This window comes from Nocardia sp. NPDC052112 (assembly GCF_040680135.1).
Classification (GTDB): Bacteria; Actinomycetota; Actinomycetes; order Mycobacteriales; family Mycobacteriaceae; genus Nocardia.
This window is the reverse complement of record NZ_JBFAWD010000016.1, coordinates 36,921-58,944: the sequence shown is the minus strand read 5'-3', so window position 1 is coordinate 58,944 and position 22,024 is coordinate 36,921. Positions and strand designations below refer to the sequence as shown.

Below are 22,024 nucleotides of genomic sequence, written 5' to 3'. Positions count from 1 at the left end.
CTGGAGGTGTCGGAGACGGTACGGTCGGCGGGGCACCTGCACGAGAGCAGGCTCCCAGTACCGCTGGGCGCCTGCTCTCGTGCTGTATGAACTCGAGGCATTCGCGGGGCACTTCTCGGTCGCACAGGCGGCCGCCTTCGGGCATGCCGCGGATCCACCGATGATGGGCGAGGGTATGGGACGTTTGTTCGGCACCGACGGAGTCCGCGGGCTTGCCAATGGCTCACTGAGTCCGGAACTGGCATTACAGGTTTCCGGGGCGGCGGCGCAGATCTTGAGCCGCAAGGGCAAGCGAAGCGACGGGAAATCCTATACAGGGGAGCGCGCACTCGCCGTGGTCGGTCGCGATCCACGCGCCAGCGGTGAGATGCTGGAGGCCGCGGTCACCGCCGGCCTGACCGCCGCGGGCGTGGATGTGCTTTCGGTAGGGGTACTGCCGACACCCGCCGTGGCATATCTGACCGGTCTGTACGACGCCTGCCTCGGTGTAATGATCTCGGCCTCACACAATCCCATGCCGGACAACGGGATCAAGATCTTCGCGGCGGGCGGGCACAAGCTAGAGGACGCGGTCGAGGACCGGATCGAGGCGTTGATCGCCGAGGGTGCGCCGCTGCGTCCGGTCGGCGCGGGGATCGGCCGGGTACTGAACGCCTCCGGTGCCAGGGACCACGGACTGGTCATCCCTGATCAGTACAGCCTGGCCGGAACGCACGAGCGCTACGTCCAGCATCTGGTCGAGGCGACCGGACGGGATCTGTCCGGGCTGACCGTCGTGGTCGACTGTGCGCACGGCGCGGCCGCTGAGGTCGGTCCGGCCGCGTACCGCGCGGCGGGGGCCACGGTGATCGCGATCAATGCCGAGCCGGACGGCCTGAACATCAACGACGGTTGCGGATCGACGCATCTCGAGCAGATCCAGCGCGCGGTGGGTGAGCACGGCGCGGACCTCGGCATCGCACACGACGGCGACGCCGACCGCACCCTGGCCGTGGATGCCAACGGTGCGATCGTGGACGGTGACGCGATCCTGGCCATCCTCGCGCTGGCCATGCACGAGACCGGCGCGCTGGTCCAGAACACCTTGGTAGCCACCGTCATGAGCAATCTCGGCCTGCACATCGCGATGCGCGAAGCCGGGATCGCCTTGCGCACCACCGCCGTCGGCGACCGGTACGTCCTCGAGGAGTTGCGCCGGGGCGGTTACAACCTCGGCGGCGAACAGTCCGGCCACGTGGTGTTCCCCGACTACGGCACCACCGGCGACGGGATCCTCACCGGATTGAAACTGATGGCTCGCATGGCGCAGACCCGCCGCTCACTGGCCGATCTGGCTTCGGTGCTGCAGACCGTGCCGCAGGTACTGGTGAACGTCTCGGTGACCGACAAGGCAACGGTCGCCGCAGCTCCCGAAATCCGCGAGGCGGTGCAGGAAGCCGAGCGAATCCTTGGCGACTCCGGACGAATCCTGTTGCGCCCCAGTGGAACCGAGCAACTGGTCCGGGTGATGGTCGAAGCGACCGATCCCGTGCAGGCGCAGCAACTGGCCGACGATCTGGCCAAACGCGTCGCCGCGGTGTAAGCACTGCTCGACCACAACCCCGCGCCAGAAGCGCTCAGGAATCGGGATGTCTGCTCGTTGAACTGGGCCGAATATCGCTCCGGTGCGGCGAGTTGTCCACAGGCAGCCGGTTATCCACAGACTTTCTGTTTGCGCTGGTCGCTCACCGAGGCCGCGGTGCTGTTTCGCCGATAGTTGGCACATGCGACCAGGCCTGGAAGAAGTACGCGACAAGCAATTCGGGGTGTTCACCTCATGGCAGGTGCTATGTGAGTACACCCGCGTGGAGCTGCGCGCCCTGCTCGACCGAGGCGAATGGGTGCGGGTCTTCCGCGGCGTCTTCCGCGAGGCCGGCACCGCACCGTCGGCCCGACTACGCGTGGAGGCGGCCCGCCTATCCATGGGTGTGCTCTCCCTCGCCGCCGCCTATGACACCGCTGCCGAACTCCACGGCTTCGCGGTACGACACAACCGCCCCACCCATGTACTCGGCTCACAGGATTCCCGCACGGGACGCCTCGTCGTCCACCACGACCAGGTGGACCGAGCCGAACTCGAGCTGATCCAGGGCATCGTCACCACCAACGCCGCCCGAACCACAATCGACGTAGCACGAACAGTCAGCCGACCGGACGCCTTGGCAACTTTGAACGCCGCTCTGCGCCATGGTGTCTCACGTTCTGCCCTGACACTCGAACTCCAACGTCACCACAGGCGCCGCGGCTACCACCAAGCCGCCGAACTCCTCGAGCTTGCTCGAGCACGCCCCCGAACCACCCTCCGCGCCCGCCTACCCTGCCCGAACACAAGTCTCCTCATCCCCGAGCATTAGGCCCTGGGGTCCAACTCGGAGGTCATTTTCCGGCGGAGCCCGTCGGTTTCAGCACTTGTCGGGTCGGGCGGCTGACTCGGGGTGAAGATGCTACGAGGCGATCATGCCGTTCCGCGGCCACGCCTTCTCACGATGGGCCCGATGGGCGTGGTTCTCGATCTATTCGATGTCCTCACGTGTGAGTCGATCGCGAACGCATTCCAGAACCAGGACCAGAGCAACGCGAGCAAGCTGAAGGAAGTCACCTAGCTTTCGGTGAGTCGGCCGTTGTCCATGTGCCAGCGGCGGGTTGCCGTGACCGAGTCGAGCATGCGGCGGTCGTGGGTGACCAGAAGCATTGTGCCCTCGAACGATTCGATGGCCTGCTCGAGCTGTTCGATGGCGGGTAGGTCCAGGTGGTTGGTCGGCTCGTCGAGGACCAACAGGTTGACACCGCGAGCTTGCAGGAGCGCGAGTGCGGCGCGAGTGCGTTCGCCGGGGGAGAGGGTTTCGCAGGGGCGCAGGACATGCGGGCCACGCAGGCCGAATTTGGCCAGCAGAGTGCGCACATCGGCGTCGGGCCAGTCGGGCATTTCGGCGCTGAAAGTGTCCGCGAGGTCGGCGCTTCCGCGGAAGAGTCCGCGCGCCTGGTCGACCTCGCCGATTTCGACGCCGGAGCCGAGCGTGGCGGTTCCGTTGTCCGGCTGGATCTTTCCGAGCAGCAGCGCCAGCAGTGTCGATTTCCCCGAACCGTTCGCCCCGGTCAGCACGATGCGGTCGGCCCAGTCGACCTGGGTGGTAATCGGGCCGAGTTCGAAATCCCCTCGGACGAGGGTCGCGTTCGACAAAGTGGCGACCACCGAGCCGCTGCGCGGGGCAGTCGCGATGGACATGCGCAGCTCCCACTCCTTGCGCGGCTCCTCGACCGCCTCCAGACGTTCGATGCGCCGTTGGGTCTGGCGGGCCTTGGCGGCCTGCTTCTCGGTGGATTCGGCGCGCATCTTGCGACCCGCCTTGTCGGAGTCGAGCTTCCTGGGGTCGCGGGCCTGGCGGCGAGCATTGCGAACACCGTGTTCGAGCCAGTTGCGCTGCATTTGGGCGCGGGCCTCGAGCCCGGCCTTCGTGTCGGCATACTCCTCGTAGGCTTCGCGGGCGTGCTGGCGGGCGATCTCGCGCTCCATCAGATACGACTCGTAGCCACCGTCGTAGATCCCGACCCGCTGTTGCGCAAGATCGAGTTCGACGATGCGATTCACGGTGCGCGCCAAGAACTCTCGGTCGTGACTGATCACCATCAGTGGCACCCGCACGCCGGTCACGAACTGTTCCAGCCGAGCGAGGCCGTCGAGGTCCAGATCGTTGGTCGGCTCGTCGAGCAGCAGAATGTCGAAGCGGGACAACAGCACCGAGGCGAGTCCGGCTCGGGCGGCTTGGCCGCCGGAGAGTCCGGTCATCGCGGTGTCGAGGCCGTTCGGCAGGCTCTCCGCGAGACCGAGATCCGCCGCGACCTCCTCGGCTCGCTGGTCCAGATCGGCACCGCCGAGCGCGAGCCAGCGTTCCAGGGCCGGTGAATATTCGTCATCGCCGCCGTCGGCCAAGCGCTCTGCCGCGGCATCCATGGTGCGCTGTGCTTCGGCGACACCTGTTCGGCGGCAGAGGAATTCGAGCACGGTCTCGCCGGGGATCCGCTCGGGTTCCTGCGCCAGGTAGCCGACGGTGGCGTCGGGCGGAGACAGCATGATACTGCCGGTGGGCGTCGAGCGATTCGCGAGCATGCGCAGCAGCGTCGACTTGCCCGCACCGTTCATGCCGACCAAACCGATCACATCACCCGGTGCGAGGGTGAAATCGAGGTCGTCGAACAGGGTGCGTTCGCCGTGGCCCGCAGAGAGTCCGCGCGCATGCAAAGTGGTGCTCACCAGCATGAGTCTGCCGTGTCCGTATCACGCGCCGACAGCCGGTCCACTGCGCGGGGTCCGGTCCTCGGGGTTGCACCCTGAGTCCACGGCCTGCGGAAATCAGGGTCGGGATAGGTCATGCGGCCGATGTCATGCACGGTTTTCCTGGGCAGAGTCGATGTCGTACCGAACATCACCAGAGAGGCAACACAATGACCGCCCCCGCGCCCACCCGCCGACTCGCCCGCTCCGCCCACGACAAGTGGATCGCCGGCGTCTGTGGCGGCATCGCCGAATACTTCGGCTGGAACGCCAACGTCGTCCGTTTGCTCTTCGTCCTGTCCTGCCTGCTCCCGGGACCACAGTTCGTCGTGTATCTGGTGCTGTGGCTGATCATTCCGAAAAAGTGACAGTCCCCAAGAATTAGGGGCAGCAGCTGCGCCCGGGACTCGCGGATGACACTATGGACCGGTATCCACCGATCGACCGCCGTGTCACCCACGCGAGTCCCGACCAGGAGGAGTCATGATCACCTCAGGTGAATTCCCGGGCATGGATCTACCCGGCGTCGACGCATCCTCCGCCCTGGACGGCCTCGGTGAAGTCGAACTGCACCACCCGACCCAGGACATCGACGGTGACGGCACCCTCGACACCGTCACCACCACCGGCCCCGAAGCCATGCAGGTGTGGACCGACTGGGACCACGACGGCATCGCCGACCAGGTCACCGTGGTCGAGAAGGACGGTGATTACTCCGCATGGGAGTTCCATCGGCATCCCGACGGGACCTCCGAGTGGGTGCGGACCGATCAGGGGAAGATCGGGCACTAGCCGCCGAGCGGCCTCGATTCCCGGCCCGGCCCCTCGTATCCGGGGGCGGGCCGCCCCGAATCCGCTCACCCAGCCGTGACATCGGACCGGTCATCGACGCTTTCGCCGTCCACCCGCCCCCAATTACACTGTCCGACAACGGCCCCCACAACCCAGCCCCTTCGTGGGTCCACCCGGCCGCAGGCTGCAATGATCCGCGCGCCTCGTGTGCGGATCATTGGAACCTGCGGAACCTCTCCGCCGCCGGCCATATTCGAGCTCACCGGCTCCTGACGGTTGGTTGTAGCCGATAGGCCCACCCAGTAGATTTCTGCTGATCGATCCGATGGAACCGAATCCCGCCCGTACACGTCGAAGGAAGTAGGGCTCGGCGCGAGCTGGATCGCCGCCGGACGATCGGACGACAGGATTGGAGGGGCCTCAGCGATGACCGATTCGAGCCAGATGTTGGGCGTCAAGACCGGGGAACTCGGTCAGTTCGGCAGCGATCTGCAGCTGTCGGCGGCGGTCGTGACGAACAGTGCCAAGCGGGTATCCGACAATATGTTCGGTGAAGGGGATGCCGGACGTAATTACGCGGCCCAGGGTAAAGCGATCGATGGCGGGCTCGAAAATGTCGTGAAATGGCTGAAAGCCTGGGGATCGGCAGGTGCTGCCATCGGCGACACCGTCGGTGCGGCCAGCATCGTCTATTCCGATACCGACAAAGAGAATGCGGACAAGACCAAAAATGCTTAGTCATATACCGGGGCTGGCGGGTTCGACGGGCAAGGAGTCATAGCATGGCGGATACCACGTCACCGGACCTGAGCGGCAAGAATGTCGATGCAATTCTTGACACGGGATCGTCGGGGCTCCAGTTCTTTGCGCAGTTGATCGAGCGGTATAAGAAGGCGTTCGGGCACGACCCCAGTCTGACCCTGAATCAGATCTATGCCAGATATGACGAACAGCGTGGCATGAATTTGGAAAAGTTGGCCAATACCGCGACCGCTCTTCGTTCATCGCTCAATGAGGCTGATACCCAGTGGGATACGCAGTACACATTGTCACAGAAGTTGGACACGATATGGACGGGGCAAGCGGCGGGAGCCGCGAAGTACATGTTCGGCCAGCAACTCGCGATGGCCAAGGAGGATCGCCGCAAGGCCAGGGCCGCACTCGATGCGATTACGACCGTAGTACCGAAACTGCGGTCGGCGGTTCAATCGAAGGCGGATCACGTCCATGAACTGGCAAGCAGCTCCGGTGAGGTCAAGGTCGACGGTAAGTCGCCCTCGGATATCGACGAGATAATCAAGAGTGTCGATACCGGCTGGTCGGATTTTTCGTGGAAGGATGCCGGAATTGTTTCCGCCGCTGGCGCGCCGACGTTCGGTGTAGGGGGCGTGATTGCAGGCGGGATCATGGCCTTCGATCGAGAATCTACAAAGAAGGTCAGCCGTAAGTGGCTCGATGATGTTTTCAAGAAGAAATTCGAGGAAACGCTGACCAACTTCGTGAACAAATGCAATTCGACGGATACGGCGATCAAAGAGGCGTATCCGTTGCTGGTCAAGGCCATGGAGGATCTGGATAGCAACCCATATCCACGCCCGAAAGGGACCGCCACAGACAAGACCAACGCGAACAACAACAACAATTCCACCAACAACAATTCCACCACGACTTCGTCGACCCCCGGCACTACGACGACCCCGAGCGCGACTACCTCGACACCGACAACCACCACCACAACGCCATCCGCTGCCACCACGGCGAGCAATCTGCTGTCCGGGTTGTCATCCCTCACTTCTGCGGCATCGCAACTCACCTCGCTCGGTCAGACCATCGGGGAAGGACTCACCTCGCTGGGCACTTCGATCAAGGACGGGATCGATAATGCGGTGCAGGAGATCGAAAAGACGCTCAACCCGACGAGCACCGAAGACAAGGATGGCGACGGCAAGCCGGACGACAACAAGTCGGGCGCCGAATTCGATTTGGCCGGTAAGCATTTGAAGTTCGAGATGGGCCAGGACGGGCAGCTGAAACTGGTCTCGACCGATACCGACGGAAAGTCACATGAGTACAGCCTGAAGCTGGACGAGAACGGTGCACCGGTTATCTCTGACACCGAGACCGGGAAGGAAGGCGAAGAGCCCGGGGGTACTTCCTCCGACAACTCGCAGCAGGAGGAGGGCACGGGAAGTCCGGGCACAACCTCCGGTGCGCCCGGTGGCACGGGCACCAAGCGGGAAGAGGACGGCGAGCACACGCCCGACCCGGCGCTTACCGGCACCGAAGAAGAGAAGCCCCAGGAACCGTTCGACAGTGGGGCGCAACTCGCCGAGGCCGGTCCGCTGTAGTAAGTGGACGCGATTAGTAGAGGTGCAGGATGACGAATTACTCGGAAGAGATCGAGCGGATATTCGAAGAGCACGACCGCCAGTCTCGGCTGCTGCGTGAGGAACTCGTGGAAATCGAGCAGCGCAGCGCAGCGCAGGGGCGCGAATTCGTTGAACAAATGAACGTAGAAATACGCGAGCGCTGGGAAGAACACGCTGAGGAACTGGAGAAGGCGCAAGCGGAGGCCGAGGAGCGGGAGCGGCGTGAGGTCGAGGCTCGTGCAGAGCAGGAGCGCCTTGCCGTCGAAGCGCGCGAACAGCGGGAAGCGATAGCGCGGTCGATCGCGGCCCGCAAGGCTAAAGGTGTCGTCACACCCATCGACGAGGATGACGATCCGGAGTCCGAGTACTTCCGCCGCAAGAGTTGGCTGGTCTGAAACAGCGCCGGGTTACCAGCGGTCTTCTTCGGCTTCGCGGAGGCGTTGGGTTACGTGGTCGATCCACGTGATGAAGTGGGTGGTCAGATCGGTGGGGGTGGTTGGGCGGATGGTTATGTGCTGGGAGCGGTGTTCGGTGTAGCGGCCGTCATTGGTTATGTCGTGCCATTGGAGCGTGGTCAAGGGGTTGGTGAGCTTGTTGACCGGGCCGGTGCAGAGGAGGGCGGAGCCGCCGCCGGCGGCGGGGCGGTTCAGGAGGCGTTGGTAGCGCTCGCGAGGGGAGTTGCGGGTGACGCTTTCGAGGTGGCCGTTGGGGCGGCCGTAGATGTCGTCGGGGTGGAAGGTAGCGGGTGGGTGAGTGCCGGGGGTGCAGGGCGGGAGGGAACTGGTCAGTTGGGCGGGGAGGTGGTCTGTGGGGAACAGGCGGCAGCGGATCGGGCCGTTGGTTTCGCCGAAGGTGGCTTGGGCCAGTGACATGGCGTGGTGGTCGGTGCGGGCGCCGACAATTCGGTAGACCCGGACACCGCCGGCCGGGTTCTTGTGTTGGGTTGTGCCACCGAGGATTTGGATGCGGATCGTCGAGGTGGTCAGGGTGTGCAGGGCGAGTTGGATCTCTTCGAGTTCGTCGCGGGTGTAGCGTCCGCGCACGGTGGTGCGGTGGGCGTCGAAGTCGTCGCGGTAGGCGAAACGGCTGGTGAAGCGGAGTGGATTGGGGAAGCGATCGTTCGCGGGGCCGAACCATAGTGCGGCGAAATCGTCCGGCTCCCAAGTCCATTCAGCCATCTAGAGATTCCCATCGATTGTGCGGTGTACGCCGGAGGAGGTGTCCGGGGGAAATACATATTCCTGTTGCTGTGAAAGAGTCCGACGGCACTACCGGGTTGAGCCGAAGCAGCTGCGCCCAGGCGGTTGCACCGAGATGAGCCGATGAGGCTTCGTCTCGTTGGTTGCACCGACACCGCGCGGGGAACGTGTCGCGCACCGTCGGACATTCGCGCGATCAGTTGCGCTTCGGCGGAGGGGGTTCCGGATTTTCACCGATCACCCCGCCTTCGACGGTCTTCGCGGTTTCGCCGAGCAGTTCTTCGGTATTGGCGGCATTGATGAGGTAGTCCGGTCTCTGATGGGTGCTGTCCTCATCGGATTTGCCGCGTCCGGCACCGGCGCCCATACCGCCCATCCCCATGCCGCTGCGTCCGGTCGAGCTGGACGTGGTGACGGCGGCCGCAGCGGGATTGGTCGTAGTCGTGCCGGGGATGCCGGATACGGTACGGCCGGGACTCGGCGTCGTCGGTGTGGAACTACCGGGCGAGCTCGGCGAGCCCATTCCGGTCGGTGTGGAACTCGGGGTTGTCGTGGTGCTCGGCGTTGTTGCGGTTGTCGTGCTCGGTGTCGTCGTAGTCGGTGTGGTGGACGTCGGGTTGGTCGAGTTCGTGGTCGTATCGGAAGGATTCGTGTCCGTGGGTTCCCCGGTGGACTTTTCGTCAGGTTCGGTATCCTCGGAAGTCCCGCTGTTCGGAGTTGTCGGGCCGCCGGAGGTGCCGGAGGTTCCGCCGGGGCCGGAGGATCCCGGATCGTCGCCTCCGGATTTGATCGGTCCGGAGATGTCGAGGGGATTGGTCGGGTCGAGTGCGGTGGGCAGCACAGGGACTCGTCCATCGAATTCGGCGAATTTGTTCACGTAGTTCGTGAGCATGGCATTGCGGGCGCCCGCGGTCGCCTCGTTCTTGGTGTTCTCCTCCTCGTGGGCGCGGGGCGGCCACACGTTCGCGGTCCAGGAGTGGTGGTTGGCTTCCGGAATTCCGTTGGCTACGTTGCGGACTCCGTCGGCTGCAGCTTCCATGTCATTGGACATCTGCGTGATCAGTGGAGTCAGCTCATGGGCACTGGTGACGTAGCGGTTGATCGCGTCTTTGGCTTTATCAGCGGCTGAGCCTTCCCAAGCCTCAGCGATGGAGCCTTGGACGGAACGGGCGAAGGTCTCCAGTCCCTGGTCCCATTGAGTGGCGACGTTGGAGTAGGTCATCGCCGCGTTGTGGGTGTCTTTGGGATCCAGCGGCTTGAACGCTTCCTCGATTTCGGTACGTTCCCAGTGGAATACGTTCTCCCCGTTCGGGGGAATTCTGGTGGGCTCATTGCCTGACAATGGATCACCCTTTCCCTACAGACCTGGCCAGGCGAAGATCTTCGGCGGCGCCGGAGCCCGCTGCGGCAGGTTCGCTTCCAGGTCCTTGTAGTGGGTTGCCTGGTCGGTGTCGACACCGGTCATCGTTTGCCATTTCGCTCCCCTCCCAGTTCGCTTCACGCAGCGGTGGTCAGGCATTTGGCAGGCAGGCTGGGCACAACCTTCTCGGCCAACACCACGACCCCAACCGCGAACACAGAACCGACCACGAGCTTCCCCCTGCTGACCATGTGGTCCTCCCGGTCGCCGGATGTCGATGACATCGAACAGGGCCGGACCGGCTCCCCGCCCCCTATTCAGCTGGATCGACCGTACCCAGCGGTCGACCACCATGCAAGCGGCTCACAACCGAGTTCCCACTGGTCCGCGGCCCGCGCGGAAAACCCGTCGAACTCCCGGAATGCAAACGGCCCGTTGACAGTTCACCGCCCACAGCGTTACCGTCTAATCGGAATCGGAATCGGATTCCGGTTCATCAAGCTGACCGATTGGACTCCCATGCCCATCCCGACCCACTGGACCCTCCCGCGAATCCTCGTCGGCGCCGTCCTCCTCAACACCCTCATCGGCCCCCTCCTGGCCGACCTGGTCATCCCCGATATCGCCGATCTCCACCTGCACAACCCCGCCTGGCCCCCGCATGCCAAATTCCACGATGCCCAATACATCGGCATGGGCACACTCATCGGTGCGATCGGACTGGTTGTCCTGTGGCAGCGCACCGGAAGCCTTCGCGCGCAGTTCTTCCTGGCCGCCGCACTCGGGTCGGTCACCTGGCTGGCCATGTTCGGCGCCCTGCTCTTCCCCGGCACCGCCGCGCAGGATCCGGAACATGCGGCCGACGCCACCGAGGTCATCGGCATGGACCCGCAACTGTTCATCGCTTTGGTAATGCTGATCGCCTTGGCGGCCGCGATCGTCGTCGAGCGCACTCGCCGACCGATTCCCGTCTAACCTACGACCGGCCAGCAGATATGGGAGATCGATGACCGACCCGAACGCCCGCAAACTCCGCACCGACGCCGCGCGCAACCGCGACCAAGTCCTCGCCACCGCGGTGGCGCTGTTCACCGAACGCGGTGACGAGGTGCAGATGGCCGATGTGGCGCGCGCGGCAGGGGTCGGGGTCGGCACCATCTATCGCCACTTCCCGACCCGCCGCGCCCTGATCGAGGCGGCCGCCGAACAGCGCTTCGCCGGGATTCTCGAGCATGTACGTCGCGCCTGCCTGCCGAATCCGGATACCAGGCAGGCGCTGGCCGGTTTCCTCAGCCATGTCGCCGAAGTGCACGAGCACGGGCGTGCGCTCTCGGGCACCATCGAATCGGTCCTCGGTGACACCGAACCGCGCGGCACCGTCCGCGACGATCTGGCCGAACTCGGTGCGGAACTACTGGCCAGAGGCCGCGCCGACGGCAGCATTCGCGCGGATGCGACCGTCGCCGACCTCTATATGCTCGTCGGCGCGGTCGCCACGATCAGCCGCGACGGTTTCGGCGATTGGCGCCGATTCATCGAACTCGCGCTGGCTGGATTGCGGCCCTGACCGGCCGCGATCCCGCTATTTGCGCAACAGTTGCGCGAGCTGCAACACCGAGACCTTCGGGCGCTCCTCCTCGCGCGGCGCTTCCGGATCGACAACGGTGGTGTGCGGGATAACCGCATCCGGATCGGAAAACGCGGCATACGTCTTGTCGCGCTGCAGTGTGTGCAGCAGATATCCGGTGAGCAGTGCCCGCGTCGTCCGCGCGGTCTTGGCCTCATGCTTGGCCGCGCCCAACGCGGCCAGTGCGCGACGCCCCTCGATAATGCCGTTGTGCGACGCGCCGTCGACCGCGCGCAGAACAGCTGGCCCGGCCCATGCGGCGGCCAGCGGGATCGCATTCGAGCTGACCGACTCGATATCGGCGGCTCCCGCCAATACCAACACGGGCGTGTCGATATCGGGCGCGATGGTCTCGGCGGTCGGCGCGGTCGGCGCGGGGTAGAGGGCGGCGACCGCGGCTACGCGACGCTGTCCGGCGGCGATGACCGCGGCACCCGCCCCCATGCCGTGCCCAGCCAGCGCCAGCCGGTCCGGATGCACGCTGATCGCACCGTCGCCGAGCCGGACGCTGGTGCAGATATCCAGCGTGGTGAGCAGATCGGTGGCCAACCCGAGGTGTGATGGAATCGGCCCGCGCTCGGTATCGGGGGCCGCGGCCACAAACCCCCAGGACGCCAGGTGTTCGAGGGTGGCGCGATAGTTGGCGGCGCTGGTCAGCCAGCCGTGGCCGAAGGCGACCGCGGGTAGATTCAGTCCGGACTCCGGCGTGAACACCACGCCGGGCTGACCGGCGATGGCGAGGTTGCCGCGCAGTACGCGGTGGGGCCCCCGGCTGGTCAGGGTGCTCAGAAGTGATTTCACAGACGCCGACACGACGTGAACGTTATCCGATAAGTACTCTGGTGAGCCATGTGCGGAATCGTGGGGTACGTCGGGTACCGAGACGCCCTCGGCGTTGTCGTTGACGCGTTGCGCCGCATGGAATATCGCGGATACGACTCGGCGGGCGTCGCGATCCTGGATGGCGCGGGCGTGTTGGCCGTGGAACGTAAAGCGGGCAAACTGGCCAACCTCGAGGCCGAACTCACCGAAATCGGGACCGACCGTTTCGCGGGCACGACCGGTATGGGACACACCCGCTGGGCGACCCACGGCGCGCCGACCGACCGCAACGCCCATCCGCACCGCGACACCACCAACAAGGTGGCTGTCGTGCACAACGGCATCATCGAGAACTTCGCGCCGCTGCGCCGGGAGTTGGAGGACGCCGGCGTCGAGCTGAGCAGTGATACCGACACCGAGGTCGCCGTGCACCTGGTGGCGCGCGCATACACCGAAGGCCCGACCGCGGGTGACTTCGCGGCGAGCGCGCTGGCCGTGCTGCGTCGGCTGGAGGGTGCGTTCACGCTGGTCTTCAGCCATGCCGACCACCCGGACGTCATTGTCGCGGCGCGCCGCTCGACGCCGCTTGTCGTCGGGGTCGGCAAGGGCGAGATGTTCATCGCCTCCGATGTCACCGCATTCATCGAGCACACCCGCGAGGCCGTCGAACTCGGCCAGGACCAGGCCGTGGTGATCACCGCCGACAGCTACACGGTCACCGATTTCGCGGGCAACGACGCACTGGCGCGGACCCGCCCGTTCACCATCGACTGGGATCTGGCCGCCGCCGAGAAGGGCGGGCACGACTTCTTCATGTTGAAGGAGATCGAGGAGCAGCCCGCCGGGGTCGCCGACACGCTGATCGGCCACTTCACCCACGACGAGGCCGGTGGCCGGATCGTGCTGGACGAGCAGCGCCTCGCCGATCAGGAACTGCGCGACTTCGACAAGGTATTCGTCGTCGCCTGCGGCAGCTCCTACCACGCCGGACTGTTGGCCAAGTACGCGATCGAGCACTGGACGCGGCTGCCCGTAGAGGTCGAGCTGGCCAGCGAATTCCGCTACCGCGACCCGGTTTTGGACCGGTCGACGCTGGTGGTGGCGATTTCGCAGTCGGGTGAGACCGCCGACACGCTCGAGGCGGTGCGGCACGCGAAGGAGCAGAAGGCGCGCGTGCTCGCCATCTGCAATACCAATGGCGCGCAGATTCCGCGCGAGTCCGATGCGGTGCTCTACACCAGAACCGGACCGGAGATCGGTGTCGCGTCCACCAAGGCGTTCTTGGCCCAGGTGGCCGCGAACTACCTGGTCGGTCTGGCCTTGGCGCAGGCTCGCGGCACCAAGTATCCGGATGAGGTGGCGCGCGAGTTCGCCGAACTCGAGGCGATGCCGCAGCTGGTGCAGCAGGTGCTGGAGACCGCGCCGCAGGTGCGCGCGATTGCCAGGGAACTGGCGCAGGTGCCGACCGTGCTGTTCCTCGGCCGCCACGTCGGCTATCCGGTGGCGCTGGAAGGTGCGCTCAAACTCAAGGAACTCGCGTACATGCACGCCGAGGGATTCGCGGCGGGTGAGCTCAAACACGGTCCGATCGCGCTGATCGAGCAGGGACTGCCGGTGATCGTCGTCATGCCCTCACCCAAGGGGCGTGCGGTACTGCATTCGAAGCTGCTCAGCAATATCCGCGAGATCCAGGCCCGCGGCGCCCGCACCATCGTGATCGCCGAGGAGGGCGACGATACGGTGCGCCCGTTCGCCGATGATCTCATCGAGATCCCATCGGCGCCAACGCTTTTCCAGCCGCTGCTGTCGACCGTTCCGCTGCAGATCTTCGCCGCCGAAGTGGCTCAGGCGCGTGGGTACGACATCGACAAGCCGCGCAACCTGGCCAAGTCCGTCACCGTCGAATAGCACCTGGACCCGATCGATCGTCGAACGAGGCGAGTATGAAACGTCGCGCGTTCGTATGCCGTTTCTCTTGGCAACGCTGGGAGCGGCGGCGATCGATCAAAAAATGATCGCGACCGGCCGCACTAGGACTCCGGCGTGGTCGAGGATGCGGTCGGCGACGATGCCAGATGCTGGATCCTTCTCGCCGCTTGCCTGCCGTAGCCATGTGCCGACCGGAGGGCGCCGTCGTTTGCCCGACAGGGGCAGCTTGGTGAGTGATGCAGCGCCACCGGTTACCATATCTTCAGGGCCGCCCAGCACCGACCAGGGTTTCGCTTGTCTCGCTTGACATTTCGACGCCGCGACGTTCGAGATTGCCCGACAGGACCGCCAGCCCCAGCGCACTCACAACCAGGATCACCCCGACCCAGTTGGGTGAGGTGTACCCGTAGCCTGCGGCGATGACGACGCCGCCGAGCCACGCGGAGACCGCGTTGCCGAGGTTGAATGCGCCGATATTGAGGGCCGATGCCAGGGTCGGAGCGTTGCCTGCCTGGTCGAGGACGCGCTTCTGCAGCGGCGGGACGGTCGCGAAGCCGAGGGCGCCGATCAGGACGACGGTAATGGCGGCCGCGACCTTGTTGTGCGCGGTAAGCGTGAACAGTGCGAGTACCAGTGCGAGGCCGCCGAGGGTGGTGTAGAGCATCGGCATGAGATGCCGGTCGGCGAATTTGCCGCCGATCAGGTTGCCGAGGAAGAAGCCGATGCCGAACAGGACCAGCAGCCAGGTGACCGAACTCTCCGCATAGCCGGTGACCTCGGTCATCATCGGCGCCAGATAGGTGATCGCCGCGAAGACGCCGCCGAAGCCGAGCACGGTCATGGCCATCGCGAGCAGCACCTGCGGGTTGGTGAGGACGGCGAGTTCGTGACGCAGGCGCGCGTCGTGTGGCGCGGACTGTTCGGGCACCAGCACGGCAACGCCGACCAGACCGGCCAGGCCGACCAGCGCGACGAGCAGGAAGGTGAGCCGCCAACCGAACTGCTGACCGAGCAGTGTGCCCAACGGCACGCCGATGATGGTCGCGACGGTGAGTCCGGTGAACATCATCGCGATCGCACCGGCCTTGCGGTCCGGACCGACCAGATGTCCGGCGACCACGGATCCGATGCCGAAGAAGGCGCCGTGCGCGAGCGAGGCGACGATGCGTCCGGTCAGCATGAGGCCGAAAGTCGGTGCCAGCGCGGACAATACGTTGCCCGTGATCAGTAGCGACAAGCTGATGAGCAGCATGCGCTTGCGTGATACCCGGGTGCCGAGCCCGGTCATGATCGGCGCGCCGACCAGCACGCCGAGTGCGTACCCGGTGACCAGCAGACCCGCGGTGGGGATCGACACGGTGTAGGTGTCGGCGATGTCGGGCAGCAGTCCGACGACGACGAATTCGGTGGTGCCGATTCCGAAGGCCCCGAGTGTCAGGGCGAGTAGTGCGAGTGGCATGGGCATGAGCCTCCACGTGATGTTGCGCCGGAGCTTTACAAGCGCCAACAATAATTGCAGACGCGTATTAATTGCAAACGCTGGCTATTGCGGGGTTCATCTATTCTGGAGGGACGAGCCCCGACGCAGAAGGAACGCCATGACCGCGGATGCCGCCCTGACCGGCCTGGCCGATGGTTGGTACGCACTGTCGCTGCTGCACGATCGGATCGAGGCGCATATCGAACGCGCTCTGCAATCCGGTCACGAGTTGAGCGTGCGCGAGTTTTCGCTGCTCGTCGTGCTCAGCCGCCAGCACGACGGACCAGGCGGGCACCTGCGGATGAACCAGGTCGCCGAAGCCGTGGTGCTCAGCCAGAGCGCGACGACCCGCCTGGTCACCCGCCTCGAGGACCGCGGCCTGCTGCAGCGCTACCTCTGCCCCGACGACCGCCGCGGCATCTACACCGACGTCACCCCCGCGGGCCTGGAACTACTGACCCGCGCCCGCCCCACCCACGACGCCGCGCTGTCCAGTGCCCTGGGCCAGGCCGCCGCCGACCCCGAACTGGCACCTCTCGTCGCCGCCGTCGAGGCGATGAACACCAACGCCGCCCGAATCCCGCAGGCGTAGCGCCGCATTCGGTGCACGAGTGATCGGCGGGACGGCCTGGCCGCGGCTCGGCCCGGGATGCAGATCGTGTGCGCTGCGATGCAGGCAGGTGGTTCGAATTTCGCGGGCCGCCGAGAATGATGTGCCGGTCGATGCGCTGCGATGCCGCGCTCGGACTCGATGCTGATCGAGTGCGTGCTGCGACGCGACCTCGGAAATTATCGACGGTTCCAGCTGCTACCGCCGATACGCAACGACCACACGATGGTCTTCGGTGACCTCTTCATGCGCAGCCTCGACGCGTTGATACCGCTGGTTCGGCTGATCACATGGTCCGCAATCTCGCGGCCGAGGATGGGGGCAACCGGTTGATCGGCGCGATGCCTGGGCCGCGCTCGTCTCGGAGCGAGTGCCGTGACGGGCAGTCGATGCCGATGCGCTGTGCGGGAGTTGAGCGTGATCGGGTCCGGCTACTGGACGGTGACAGTGCCGCGCATCTGGGGATGCAGGGAGCACAGGTAGCGATAGGTGCCGGGGGCGATGAAGGTGTAGCTCCATTCGCCCCTGTCGAAGATCGGGCTGTTGATGCCCATGGCCTTATCGCCGATGCCCTGCACAGTGTGCGGGACGGAGTCCTTGAACTTCCAGGTCACGGTCTCGCCGACCTTGACGGTGACATCGGCGGGAGCGAACTTCATCTCCGTGACGTCGATGGTGACGGCGGCAGCTTTCGAATCGCCGGACTTGGCGGTCGTGGCCTGGGCGACCTTTGCCGTGGTCGATGCCGTGGTCGAGTGCGTATCGCCGGAGCCGCACCCTGGCAGCACTAGCGTCGCAGCCAGGACGAATCCGGTTGCGATCCGGGTGGACATCGCGCGGCGCACCATCGGCATGACGGCCAAGCGTAGTCTGCTGACCGTGCGGGCCCGCGCGGCGCCACGGCGTTGTCGCTTCGGCGTATCCCGCACCAGTGGAACCGCAGTGCCCGATCGACGCAGTGGAGGCGAGCGTTCATGTCCAGCCAGCGGGGCTATTTCACCGTCGATGAAGTGCGCGCGGCCGAGGCCGAGCTGTTCACCCGTGTCCCCGAGGGCACGCCTATGCATCGGGCGGCCTACGGATTGGCAACCGTGGTCGCGAGCGAGTTGCGTGCGCGGACCGGCGGCATCGCGGGCAGATCGGTGTTGCTGCTCGTCGGCTCCGGCGATAACGGCGGTGACGTGCTCTGGGCCGGATCAATGCTGCGCCGCCGCGGCGTCGCCGTGACCGCGGTGCTACTGAATCCGGAACGCGCCCACGCGAAGGGCCTTGCCGCGCTGCGCAAGGCAGGTGGTCGGATCCGAACCGCGTCGGAGGTGTCGTATGCGCGCGCCGCGAGCTCAGCCGGGTCGGGTGATGCCGGATCGAGCCATGGCGTACCAATGCTGGACTCAGGTGCACCTGATCTGGTGATCGATGGCATCGTCGGCATCTCGGGCCATGGTCCACTGCGCCCGCTGGCCGCGGAAATCGTTGCCGCTCTGCATGCTCCGATCATCGCCGCCGATCTGCCGAGCGGCGTCGATCCGGATACCGGCGCGGTGACCGGTCCTGCCGTCCGCGCCGAGGTCACGGTCGCGTTCGGCGCATACAAGCCGGTGCATGCGCTGGCGGCATCGTACTGCGGCAGAATCGAATTGGTGCCCATCGGTTTACGGCTACCCGAACCGAGTCTCGCGGCGCTGGAACCAGCGGGGATCGGTGCGCGGTGGCCGACACCGGGGCCCACCGACGACAAATACACTCAGGGCGTCACCGGCATCTGTGCGGGCAGCGCGACCTATCCTGGCGCCGCTGTACTGGCCACCGGTGCCGCCGTCGCGGCCACTTCCGGTATGGTCCGCTACGCGGGAACCGGCGCGGCCGATGTCCTCGATCATTTCCCCGAAGTCATTGCCGCCCAGACCATCTCGTCTACCGGTCGCGTCCAGTCCTGGGTATTCGGCCCTGGCGCGGGCACCGACAGCGACGCCAACAAGCGACTCGCCGAAATCCTCGCCACCGATCTTCCCGTCGTCGTCGACGCGGATGGCCTCACCCTGCTGGCCGCCGATCCCGACCTGGTCCGCGGCCGCGCCGCCCCCACCGTATTGACCCCGCACGCAGGCGAATTCGCCCGCCTGACCGGGCACGAGGTCGGCCAGGATCGGGTAGCCGCGGTCCGCGACCTCGCCGAATCCTGGCAACTCACCGTCCTGCTCAAGGGGCGAGCCACCCTCGTCGCCAGCCCGGATCGCCCCGTATTCGTCAATGAGGCAGGTGGCTCCTGGGCCGCCACCGCCGGGGCGGGCGACGTCCTCTCCGGCATTATCGGCGCTCTCCTTGCCGCAGGTCACAACCCCGCCTGGTCCGCGGCCGCCGCCGCCCGCGTCCACGCCCTCGCCGCCAACCTCGCCGCGCACGAAAACCACCCGTCCGCCGCTCCCATCTCGGCAACCCCGCTCCTCGCCCATCTGCGCCCCGCCATCCGCGTACTGCGCGCCCTCGCAGTCTCGTGAACCGTGGGCCCCGCCGCCCACGAAATCCGCCCCTCCTCGGCGACCCGGCTTCTTGTCCATCTGCGCTTTGCGTGTTGCGCGTCCTTGCGGTCTTGTAATCCGGGGCTTCGTCGCGCACGAAATCCGCCCCTCCTCGGCGACCCGGCTTCTTGTCCGTCTGCGCTTTGCGTGCTGCGCGTCCTCGCGGCCCCATAATCCGGGGCCCTCGCCGCGCACGAAATCCGCCCGTCCGCCGGACCCCGGTTCTCGCCCATCTGCGCCCCGCCATCCGCGTACTGCGCGCCCTCGCCGCCCCGTAGACCGACGCCCTCGCGCGGGCCGGACGCCGAATGGCAGGATCAGTAAGCGTGGAGGCGCAAGTGGAGACGGTTATCGATCTGGATGCCATTGCCCACAACGTGCGGATCCTGCGTGCATATGCGGGGGATGCGGCGGTGATGGCGGTGGTGAAGGCCGACGGCTACAACCACGGCGCCGTCGAGGTCGGGCGGGCGGCGCTGGCGGCCGGTGCGGCGGAACTCGGGGTCACCACGGTCGCCGAGGCGGTGCAATTGCGCGCCGCCGGAATCACCGCCCCCATCCTGTGCTGGCTCAATAACTCCGATGCCGACTTCGGCGCCGCGATCGAGCACGATATCGAGATCGGCATCTCGTCCCTGGAACACCTGCATGCGGTCGAGGCCGCGACGCGCGCCGCCGGCCGGACCGCCGTCATCTCGCTCAAGGTGGACACCGGTCTCAACCGCAATGGCATCGCATCGCTCGAGTACCCGGCGGTGCTCGCGGCCCTGCGCACGCTGGTGGACGAACGCGTGGTGCGGTTCCGCGCGATCTTCTCCCACCTCGCACACGCCGACGAGCCGGAACACCCCTTCCTCGACGTCCAGCGCGACCGATTCGTCGAGGCCATCGCCGCCGCCAAGGAGTACGGCCTCGAACCGGAGTTGGTCCACCTCGCGAACTCGGCCGCGACGCTCACCCGTCCAGATCTGGCCTTCGATATGGTTCGGCCCGGTATCGCGATGTACGGCCTGACTCCGATACCCGAACTCGGCGAGTTCGGCCTGCGCCCCGCGATGACCTTCCAAGCGCGCGTCGCCCTGGTCAAGCACGTCGCCGCGGGCGAGGGCATCTCCTACGGCCACCAGTGGGTTGCTCCGCACGACACCACTGTCGCCCTCATCCCCGCCGGATACGCCGACGGCGTGTTCCGCCCGATGAGCAACCGCTTCGCGGTGTGGCTCGGCGGGGGGTTGCGTCCCAATGTCGGTCGCGTCTGCATGGACCAATTCATCGTCGATCTCGGCGACAATGCCGTGGGCGTCACCGAGGGCGACACCGCGATTCTGTTCGGCGCGGACCAACCGCGCGCCCAGGACTGGGCCGATCTGCTCGGCACCATCCACTATGAGATCGTGTGCGCGCCACACGGCCGAGTGGTGCGCCGCCACGTAGGGGGAATTCGATGAGGATGGTCGTCCGCGGCGGACTCGCCACCGCCGGTGTGGTCGGCGCGCTTGCTGGTGCCCATGCCTTGCGCCGCGTCGGCGCCCGCGTGCTCTGGCCCGCCCGCACCGACGAATACCGCGACGAGAACTTCGATCTGCTCGACGAGGACCGGTCCGGTGCGGTGCTCACCGAAGACGGTGTGCGCCTTGCCACCCGGGAATGCGGCCCACCCGACGCACCGGTCACCGTGATCTTCGTGCACGGCTTCTGCAACACCATGGAGTCCTACCACTTCCAGCGCCGTGATCTGGAAAAACGTTGGGGCACAAGCGCTCGGCTGGTCTTTTTCGATCTGCGCGGCCACGGTCGCTCCGGCACGCCGACCGCCGGCAGCTGCACCGTTGCCCAACTCGGTCGCGATCTGGCCGCCGTTATCGAGGCGACCGCCCCGACGGGGCCGGTGGTCCTGGTCGGTCATTCGCTCGGCGGCATGGCCGTGCTTGCGGCCGCCGCGCAGTTCCCGGAGTTGTTCGCGGCACGGGTGATCGGGGTCGGTCTGCTTTCGACCGCGGCGGCGGAGGTCACCTCGGCGGGCATCGCGCAGCTGCTGCGCAATCCGGCGGTCGACGGTTTCCGTTTGGCCGTGCATACCGCGCCCGCATTGGTGCAGGTCGGGCGCAACACCGTCCGGCAGGTGATCACGCCGATACTGCACGTCAGCTCGTTTCACGGGCCCGTGAGCCCCACTCTCTCGCGCTTCACCACGCTCATGATCGACCGCACGCCGGTCGAAACGATCGTGAAATTCCTGAAGGCCATCGAATTGCACGACGAATCGGCGGCACTACCGACGCTCGCGGGCCTGCCGGTGCTGGTGCTCGGCGGCGCGCACGATGTGGTCATCCCGTTCCGCAATTCCCGGGCGCTGGCACGTGAACTGCCCGATAGCGAACTCTTCCGACTCGAGGACGCCGCGCATATGGCGCATTTGCAGTTCCCGGATATCGTCAACGCCGCACTCGACCGGCTGCTCGTGCGCGCGGGAGTGATCGAAGACACCCCATCAACCGCGGAGGTCGCCGGTGGCTGAACGGCAGCAACGGATTCTGCCCACGGTCGACGACACCGAGGCCTTCGGTCGCGAACTCGCCGCGGGACTCGGCGCGGGTGATCTGGTGGTGCTCGACGGACCGCTCGGCGCGGGCAAGACCGCACTGACTCGCGGTATCGCCGAGGGCCTCGGTGTGCAGGGTCGGGTCAGCTCGCCGACCTTCATCATTGCCCGCCAGCATCGGGCCGGACAGCGCGAGGGCGCCGTGCCGGTACCGCTGGTGCATGTGGACGCCTATCGACTTGCGGGTGATCTGGACGAACTGGACGCCCTGGATCTCGATACCGATCTGCATCAGGCGGTCGTGGTGGTGGAGTGGGGCAAGGGTGTTGTGGAACACCTCGCCGAGCGGCACCTGTACGTGTTGCTCTCGCGCGAACCGAATTCCGAAGTCCGCACCGCGATCTGGGAATGGGTCGGTTAGATCGCGGAGATGGCCTATGCTGCGGGTGCCGTAACTACGAGT

The 22,024-nt window shown here is 65.9% G+C and carries 21 protein-coding genes; 15 read left to right on the top strand and 6 right to left on the bottom strand.

Annotated elements, in window-relative coordinates; all coding sequences use genetic code 11:
- Nucleotides 1–175: 175 nt before the first annotated feature.
- Nucleotides 176–1,582 carry a phosphoglucosamine mutase gene (glmM, locus tag AB0L58_RS27850; protein WP_364391094.1) on the top strand — a complete coding sequence of 469 codons (1,407 nt, stop codon included), beginning with the start codon at nt 176–178 and terminating at the stop codon, nt 1,580–1,582.
- Between the two features lie 181 nt (nt 1,583–1,763).
- Entirely contained in the window at nt 1,764–2,393 is a 630-nt protein-coding gene (locus AB0L58_RS27845; RefSeq protein WP_364390827.1) for a hypothetical protein, read from the top strand.
- A 245-nt stretch (nt 2,394–2,638) separates the two neighbouring features.
- Here AB0L58_RS27845 and AB0L58_RS27840 read toward each other — a convergent pair whose 3' ends face one another.
- Nucleotides 2,639–4,291: an ABC-F family ATP-binding cassette domain-containing protein gene (locus AB0L58_RS27840; protein ID WP_364390824.1), complete on the bottom strand. Its 1,653-nt coding sequence runs from the start codon at nt 4,289–4,291 to the stop codon at nt 2,639–2,641.
- 191 nt (nt 4,292–4,482) lie between these two features.
- On the opposite strand from AB0L58_RS27840, the gene AB0L58_RS27835 reads away from it, so the two are divergent.
- The 5 genes from AB0L58_RS27835 (at nt 4,483) to AB0L58_RS27815 (ending at nt 7,868) form a co-directional block, all read left to right on the top strand.
- Complete coding sequence (locus tag AB0L58_RS27835; RefSeq protein WP_364390822.1) at nt 4,483–4,680, top strand: PspC domain-containing protein; 198 nt, start codon at nt 4,483–4,485, stop codon at nt 4,678–4,680.
- Between the two features lie 115 nt (nt 4,681–4,795).
- Nucleotides 4,796–5,104 (top strand): DUF6802 family protein, encoded by a 309-nt coding sequence (locus AB0L58_RS27830; RefSeq protein WP_364390820.1) that lies wholly within the window; start codon nt 4,796–4,798, stop codon nt 5,102–5,104.
- Between the two features lie 426 nt (nt 5,105–5,530).
- The gene (locus AB0L58_RS27825) at nt 5,531–5,842 is read left to right on the top strand and encodes a hypothetical protein (protein ID WP_364390817.1); all 312 of its coding nucleotides are present in this window, start codon (nt 5,531–5,533) and stop codon (nt 5,840–5,842) included.
- A gap of 44 nt (nt 5,843–5,886) precedes the next feature.
- Nucleotides 5,887–7,452 (top strand): hypothetical protein, encoded by a 1,566-nt coding sequence (locus AB0L58_RS27820; RefSeq protein ID WP_364390815.1) that lies wholly within the window; start codon nt 5,887–5,889, stop codon nt 7,450–7,452.
- A 29-nt stretch (nt 7,453–7,481) separates the two neighbouring features.
- The gene (locus tag AB0L58_RS27815) at nt 7,482–7,868 is read left to right on the top strand and encodes a hypothetical protein (protein WP_364390813.1); all 387 of its coding nucleotides are present in this window, start codon (nt 7,482–7,484) and stop codon (nt 7,866–7,868) included.
- A 12-nt stretch (nt 7,869–7,880) separates the two neighbouring features.
- Here AB0L58_RS27815 and AB0L58_RS27810 read toward each other — a convergent pair whose 3' ends face one another.
- Together AB0L58_RS27810 and AB0L58_RS27805 are read right to left on the bottom strand one after the other, a co-directional pair.
- Nucleotides 7,881–8,651, bottom strand: coding sequence for an ESX secretion-associated protein EspG (locus AB0L58_RS27810; protein WP_364390811.1), 771 nt, complete (start codon nt 8,649–8,651; stop codon nt 7,881–7,883).
- Nucleotides 8,652–8,868: 217 nt separating this feature from the next.
- Entirely contained in the window at nt 8,869–10,014 is a 1,146-nt protein-coding gene (locus AB0L58_RS27805) for a WXG100 family type VII secretion target (RefSeq protein ID WP_364390808.1), read from the bottom strand.
- 537 nt (nt 10,015–10,551) lie between these two features.
- Between AB0L58_RS27805 and AB0L58_RS27800 the strand changes: the two genes are divergently transcribed.
- On the top strand, nt 10,552–11,007 hold the full coding sequence (locus AB0L58_RS27800; RefSeq protein WP_364390806.1) for a DUF6640 family protein: 456 nt from the start codon (nt 10,552–10,554) through the stop codon (nt 11,005–11,007).
- A gap of 31 nt (nt 11,008–11,038) precedes the next feature.
- The gene (locus AB0L58_RS27795; RefSeq protein ID WP_364390804.1) at nt 11,039–11,599 is read left to right on the top strand and encodes a helix-turn-helix domain-containing protein; all 561 of its coding nucleotides are present in this window, start codon (nt 11,039–11,041) and stop codon (nt 11,597–11,599) included.
- 15 nt (nt 11,600–11,614) lie between these two features.
- Here AB0L58_RS27795 and AB0L58_RS27790 read toward each other — a convergent pair whose 3' ends face one another.
- On the bottom strand, nt 11,615–12,472 hold the full coding sequence (locus AB0L58_RS27790; protein WP_364390802.1) for a dienelactone hydrolase family protein: 858 nt from the start codon (nt 12,470–12,472) through the stop codon (nt 11,615–11,617).
- Between the two features lie 36 nt (nt 12,473–12,508).
- Here AB0L58_RS27790 and glmS point away from each other — a divergent pair, with 36 nt between their 5' ends.
- Nucleotides 12,509–14,389 (top strand): glutamine--fructose-6-phosphate transaminase (isomerizing), encoded by a 1,881-nt coding sequence (glmS, locus tag AB0L58_RS27785; RefSeq protein ID WP_364390800.1) that lies wholly within the window; start codon nt 12,509–12,511, stop codon nt 14,387–14,389.
- A 283-nt stretch (nt 14,390–14,672) separates the two neighbouring features.
- On the opposite strand, the gene AB0L58_RS27780 is transcribed toward glmS, so the two are convergent.
- Nucleotides 14,673–15,869, bottom strand: coding sequence for an MFS transporter (locus AB0L58_RS27780; protein WP_364391092.1), 1,197 nt, complete (start codon nt 15,867–15,869; stop codon nt 14,673–14,675).
- 139 nt (nt 15,870–16,008) lie between these two features.
- On the opposite strand from AB0L58_RS27780, the gene AB0L58_RS27775 reads away from it, so the two are divergent.
- A complete protein-coding gene (locus AB0L58_RS27775; RefSeq protein ID WP_364390797.1) occupies nt 16,009–16,482 on the top strand; it encodes a MarR family transcriptional regulator in 474 nt (157 codons plus the stop codon).
- A gap of 449 nt (nt 16,483–16,931) precedes the next feature.
- On the opposite strand, the gene AB0L58_RS27770 is transcribed toward AB0L58_RS27775, so the two are convergent.
- Entirely contained in the window at nt 16,932–17,429 is a 498-nt protein-coding gene (locus tag AB0L58_RS27770) for a cupredoxin family copper-binding protein (RefSeq protein WP_364390795.1), read from the bottom strand.
- Between the two features lie 45 nt (nt 17,430–17,474).
- Here AB0L58_RS27770 and AB0L58_RS27765 point away from each other — a divergent pair, with 45 nt between their 5' ends.
- The 4 genes from AB0L58_RS27765 to tsaE all read left to right on the top strand — a co-directional run bounded on the left by AB0L58_RS27765 (nt 17,475) and on the right by tsaE (nt 21,982).
- Nucleotides 17,475–18,998 carry an NAD(P)H-hydrate dehydratase gene (locus AB0L58_RS27765; RefSeq protein WP_364390793.1) on the top strand — a complete coding sequence of 508 codons (1,524 nt, stop codon included), beginning with the start codon at nt 17,475–17,477 and terminating at the stop codon, nt 18,996–18,998.
- 329 nt (nt 18,999–19,327) lie between these two features.
- Complete coding sequence (gene alr, locus AB0L58_RS27760; RefSeq protein ID WP_364390791.1) at nt 19,328–20,467, top strand: alanine racemase; 1,140 nt, start codon at nt 19,328–19,330, stop codon at nt 20,465–20,467.
- Complete coding sequence (locus AB0L58_RS27755) at nt 20,464–21,537, top strand: alpha/beta hydrolase (protein ID WP_364390788.1); 1,074 nt, start codon at nt 20,464–20,466, stop codon at nt 21,535–21,537. Before alr ends, AB0L58_RS27755 begins: the two co-directional genes overlap by 4 nt.
- Nucleotides 21,530–21,982 carry a tRNA (adenosine(37)-N6)-threonylcarbamoyltransferase complex ATPase subunit type 1 TsaE gene (gene tsaE / locus AB0L58_RS27750; RefSeq protein ID WP_364390786.1) on the top strand — a complete coding sequence of 151 codons (453 nt, stop codon included), beginning with the start codon at nt 21,530–21,532 and terminating at the stop codon, nt 21,980–21,982. The genes AB0L58_RS27755 and tsaE overlap by 8 nt, the downstream gene beginning before the upstream one ends.
- Nucleotides 21,983–22,024: the final 42 nt, after the last annotated feature.